General features: G+C 36.5%; 6 protein-coding genes. 1 reads left to right on the top strand and 5 read right to left on the bottom strand.

The window, feature by feature from the left end:
* Positions 1-556, top strand: a 556-nt coding sequence (locus AC1DOS_RS17525) for a SpoVR family protein (protein ID WP_477538534.1), incomplete at its 5' end; no start/stop codon positions are given.
* A 60-nt stretch (positions 557-616) separates the two neighbouring features.
* Here the strand turns inward: AC1DOS_RS17525 and AC1DOS_RS17520 are convergent.
* From AC1DOS_RS17520 to AC1DOS_RS17500, 5 genes are all read right to left on the bottom strand, one after another.
* On the bottom strand, positions 617-1,528 hold the full coding sequence (locus tag AC1DOS_RS17520; RefSeq protein WP_477538533.1) for an ABC transporter substrate-binding protein: 912 nt from the start codon (positions 1,526-1,528) through the stop codon (positions 617-619).
* A gap of 17 nt (positions 1,529-1,545) precedes the next feature.
* Entirely contained in the window at positions 1,546-2,286 is a 741-nt protein-coding gene (locus AC1DOS_RS17515; protein WP_477538532.1) for an ABC transporter permease, read from the bottom strand.
* Positions 2,287-2,290: 4 nt separating this feature from the next.
* Positions 2,291-3,283, bottom strand: a complete 993-nt coding sequence (locus tag AC1DOS_RS17510) for an ABC transporter ATP-binding protein (RefSeq protein ID WP_477538531.1) — start codon at positions 3,281-3,283, stop codon at positions 2,291-2,293.
* A gap of 18 nt (positions 3,284-3,301) precedes the next feature.
* Positions 3,302-3,955, bottom strand: coding sequence for an ABC transporter permease (locus AC1DOS_RS17505; RefSeq protein ID WP_477538530.1), 654 nt, complete (start codon positions 3,953-3,955; stop codon positions 3,302-3,304).
* A 957-nt stretch (positions 3,956-4,912) separates the two neighbouring features.
* A complete protein-coding gene (locus tag AC1DOS_RS17500) occupies positions 4,913-5,551 on the bottom strand; it encodes a hypothetical protein (protein ID WP_477538529.1) in 639 nt (212 codons plus the stop codon).
* Positions 5,552-5,676 lie beyond the last annotated feature (125 nt).

Here is a 5,676-nt window from a genome sequence, read left to right as displayed (position 1 = left end):
AACATTAAATGCAAATGTTGTTCAGCCATCAAAAACAACTATTAATCCATATTATTTAGGTTTGAAAATTTTTGAAGACATTGAAAAGCGATACGATCATCCAACAAAAGAGATGATGAAACTTGGAGTTAAGCTGAAATCTGGCAGAGATAAAATGTTTGAAGTAAGAGAAATTGAGTCGGATATTTCTTTCATTCGAAATTATTTAACAAAAGAATTAGTGAAGCAAGAAGACCTCTATTTGTTTGAGAAAAAAGGCGGGAATTATCAAATTACTGATAAAGATTATGAAAATGTTAGAGACCAACTAGTTTCCATGAGAGTAAATGGAAGTTTTCCATACATCGTCGTTGAAAATGGAGATTATTCACGAAATGGTGAATTGTATTTAAAACATGGCTACGAGGGGACTGAACTAGATCCTCGTTATTTAGAAAATGTACTTCCATATATTTATCAATTATGGGGTCGCCCCGTGCATATGGAAACATATGTTGAAAATAGACCCATTATATTTTCATTTGACGGAAAAAAAATCCAGAGGCGTTCTCTTTAAAATCCATATAAAAAGGTCACAAGAATTCTTGTGACCTTTTTCAATGTGAAAAAATTATTCCTATTCTTCTTCTATTATTAAGTCATTTTCTACGAGCCACTCATAGGCTACAACTGAGACGCTTTCTCCTTTAATATCTACTCGATAATTTAAATCTCTCATGATGTCACTATTGAGCTTTTCAGATAAGCGTGCTGTGATTTCTTCAATTTCAGGATACTTTTCGTGCATTTCCTGGCTAATGGCAACAGCTGCTCGATAAGGTGGGAAAAATTGTTCATCATCTTCTAATGTTACTAAATCATAATTTTTTATGGTGGCATCTGTTTCAAAAGCTACTGACACATCTACTTGCTCATTGTCTAAAGCTCGTTGGGTTAACCCGATGTCCATTTGTTTTATCTGACTAGAACCAAATTCAAAGCCATATGTTTTTTCTACACCTTTTAAACCGTCTGGTCGATTAGCAAATTCTGCATCTGATGCTATTGTTAATTTTCCAGGGTTTTCATTAATATAGTCTGCTAAGTCACTAATTGATTTTATTCCAAGTTCCTGTGATTGCTCACTTCTTAAAGCAAGGGCGTATGTGTTATTAACTTTGGACATGTTCATCCAATGAATGTCGTTTTTTCTATCATTGTCTTTGACTATTTCAAATGCTATTTCAGGATCGGCAACAGGTTCTTCGCCCATGTACGTTATGAGCGCTGTGCCTGTATATTCCCACATCATGTCAACTTGACCATTTTCCAATGCTGATCGGACAACACTACTACCAAGGTTATTCATCTGATTTACTTTGAATCCTTCTTCTTGTAACAAGAAACCCGTCATTTCAGATAATAAATATTGTTCGGTAAAGTTTTTACCCCCCACAGTAATTTCTTTACCTGCTGCTCCAAAACTAGAGCAGGCCGAAAGTGAGACGGTGATAACTAGAAGGGGGATAAGTTTGAGTAATTTATTCACAAATTTTATACCTCCTATCATTCCGTTTTCGCAATACGTCTGGATCCTTTTGGTACAATTACGTTTTCTAATTTCCGAAGTAAATAATCAGCAAGTATCGCTAATAAGGTAACAGGAATTGCTCCTGAAATTAAGAAACCATTATCAAATAATTGAATCCCAGTAAAAATCCAAACTCCTAAGCCACCGCCACCAATTACATAGGCAAGAGCTGCAGTACCAATATTCAATACGACAGCTGTTCGAATTCCTGCAAGGATCGAGTAAGCTGAGTTTGGAAGTTCGATGCGAAATAAGATTTGATAAGGTTTCATTCCCATACCTTTAGCGGCATCAATTAGGTTTTTATCAATAGAATCAATGCCAGCCACCGTGTTTCTGAAGATTGGTAGAATCGAATAAATAAACAATGCGAAAACAGCTGTTTTGAAACCAATACCTAATACACTAATCATCAGTGCAAGGACAGCCAAACTTGGAATTGTTTGAGCAAGGTTTGCGATGTTCGAAACGAACCATTCAGCTTTTCTAAAACTTGGTCTTGTAATAAGAATCCCTGCTGGCAACGCGATAATAAGAGCTAATAAAGAGGACACAACAACAAGTGCAATATGCTGTCTCAATAGCACTAAAAAGGTGCTAGAGTCACTAAAAATATAATTGAAATATTGATTCTTTATCGCCCAGGCAAAAAATACGATTATCAATGAAAAGATGGAGATTTTAAAAATATTAGCTATTAACTTTTTGCTATTCACCGAATCACCCTTCCTGGGATACGGATAGTTTCCCTTTTATTTCAAAATGAAGATACTTTTGAACAAGGTCTATCGTAATCGAACCAATATTTTCACCTTCGTCATTTGTTACAACAACTTGATCAGCTTCTTGATTCATCAGTATAGACAAAGTGTTACGTAAATCTTGATTGACATTGATTGTTTTTGTATCTTGAATTGTTTCATCTATGGGACCAAGTCCTATGATATCTTGTAAATTTTTTACGGTGTGTAAGCTTAAGCTCTTTATGGCACGATCTTTACCAAAGAACTTAGAAACAAATTCGTTTTTAGGATGAGCTAGCATTTCTGAAGGGGTATCGTATTGCATGATTTCTCCGTCTCGTAAAAGGACGATTTGATCTGCCATTTTAATAGCTTCATCAATATCATGACTAACAAAAAGAATTGTTTTTTTCACTTCACGTTGGATTTGCAAGAACTCATCTTGAATTTTTTCTCTAATGATTGGATCGAGTGCCCCGAACGGTTCATCCATTAACATAACAGGAGGATCTGCTGCAAGTGCACGCACCACGCCGATACGTTGCTGTTGACCACCTGACAGTTCATGTGGAAAGCGTTTTCGATAAGCTTTAGCGTCTAGACCAATAAGCTTCATTAAATACGTAAAACGTTCTTTTTTCTTTTTCTTGTTCCATCCAAGAAGATCTGGAACAAGCATTACGTTTTCTTCGATTGTCATATTTGGGAAAAGGCCATTACTTTGAATGACATAGCCAATTTTTCTTCTTAATTCAATCGCATCTAAATTCATAGAATTTTCATTGCCAATAATGATTTCACCATCTGAAATGGACTCCAGTCGGTTGACCATTCTTAATAACGTTGTTTTCCCGCAACCAGATGGTCCAAGCAAAACGACAATTTTACCTTCTTCGACAGTGAAGTTAACATCTTTGACCGCAATTTTATCTTCACTATATGACTTTGTTACATGATTAAAAGCTATCATTTGCTCACCTCTTTACAGTTATTCGACTAATCCTTTTGTCGTGTATCGTTTTTGAATCATCAATAAAATACCATCAGCAATAATTGCCAACAATGCTACGGCTATAGAACCACTTATGAGTAAGTAGTTGTCACCTCTGCTAATTCCTTGGGTAATCAACACACCAAGTCCACCAGCACCAATATACGCAGCGATGACGCCAATTCCTATATTAAGAACAACTGCAGTGCGTACACCCGCCATAATGACAGGTAAAGCATTCGGAATCTCAACACGCAATAATCGTTGATGTGTTTTCATGCCCATTCCAATTGCCGCATCTCGCATTTCAGGGTTGACGTTTTTAATCGCAGTATACGTGTTTCRTATAATGGGGAGTTGAGAATAAAGTACAAGTGCTACGAAAGCCGGTAAAAACCCAATTCCCTGATTAATGAGAGAGAAAATAGGTATCATAACACCAAAAAGTGCAATACTCGGAATCGTTAATGTAATAGAGGCAACTTGTAAAACTGAACCTGCTAAGTATTCGTTCGTGGTCAAATAAATCCCAAGTGGGACACCGATCAAAAGCGCTACGATAATCGCTAAAGTAACCAGTACAGCGTGATCAATCGTTAATTCTAAAATACGAGGTGCATTTACCTCGAGAAATCGTAACCAGTCTTCCAATGTAATACCTCCCTTACTAGAGTGAGAAAAGTCTGGTAAAAACGAACTATTCCATCTGAACTATACCCAAAATAAATAGTTGATAAGCCCAATAAACCTAAACTCTTTAATGCTTTACCACTTTAGTATAACACAGCCTGTTTTTCCTCTAATAAAACACAAAAGCGACTAGCCCTTTTATAACAGGGCTGTCGCTTATTTTATTATTTATGAAAAAGGCTTTGTTAAAGAATGCTGTTGATAATGAAGAACAAACGAATGAGAACATTTACGCTTAGCATACCGCAAGAGCGTGAAGCTTGAGGCCCACAAGCATGTGGTTTTCATACTTGTTGGCTCATGCGGAACGTGCGGCAGGCGCAAATGTACGATATACAACAGTATAGTTTAACACCTTGATTCCATTCACTGAGGATGACAGGTTTCCAGTGCGCTTCKGACGCTTTACCTGCTGCACAATAATCTAGAGAATAAAGAGGAGGGGCTTGTGAGTGCGTCACTCGCCCCTCTCTCTTTTTATAGATTATCCTGGCGGGTGTGCATCCTTCGCTCTCTTGCAACCTGGAAGCACACATTAATTTTGGTTTTGTTTACTATAGAATAGAAGGTTTCTTTAAGTRRATGTTCGGCCGAAGATGCWATTTCGGYCTCTTYCTRCTTTTTTTATTTTGGCTAAGTTTAWGAATGCWRTWGATATTAAAAAAGAAAAGAAAGAGTACATTTGCGCCTATCATGCAAAGGATCGAAGGTTAAAAACGCCACGTYCTGCTCCTGCGGTTACTCGTCGCAAAATACAATGCGAGAAATTTTGTGGCTACACCTTCATGACCCACTTCCTGTTGGCTCATGCGGAACATGCGGCAAGCGCAAATGTACGATAAACAACAGAATAATTTAACAGATCCATGAAAAAAGAAGACCGATAAATGGAGCTAATTTCCGGTTTTAATGAGAGTGCTAACAAATTGTAAACAATTTTCTTTTTAAATCTGCTGCTGATAAATAGCCTGCAATCGATTCTCCAATAGATGTCAGATTATGATGTATTTTGTACAATAAACGATCTAAATCACATGTCATTGCTTGAAGATGAATATGAGGTGATAAATGAAACGTATTAATAGTAGATTCACCAGCTTCACTCTTAGCCAACACCCTGTGGTTCCCATCAATTACCACACTAGGTTGCGGACACGTAGGGTAATAAGCAATAATTATGGGTTGTTCATTTTTTAATGCAATTGGTAAATACGTTTGGTCTATTTCATTCTTCCTAACTTGATCAATGATGCCTTTTAAATCGATTTTTACCGGTTTGAGCTGATTTTCGAGTATCAATCTCTTGGCTGTAGGTATACACCAATTAATAAAATAGTAGTTGTATTCATCAATAAAAAATTCCTGGGTAAATACTTCTCCATTGATGGTCAGAACGTTTGAGGCAAGAGTGTCCTTAATACATTTTTTGTAATTCAAAAATTCCTGCCCGAGATTTGATGGTATGTATTTTATTCGAGCTCCTTTTGCTTCAATGGATTTTAAATAATAGCGTTCATTTAACATGGCATCTAAGTTAGGATTATATTTAGCATTCAAATTCTTCACCCCTGTGTAGTCGCTAGTAAGAATGTATGTGGGTTTGGCGAATATTTAGTACAAAACCATGTTTATTCAGTTATTCTCATTTATTGTCATGTTGTACTAAATGAGTTTTCGGTATT

This window comes from Paenisporosarcina sp. P5_A11, from assembly GCF_056400705.1.
This window is presented reverse-complemented; position numbering and strand designations above follow the sequence as displayed.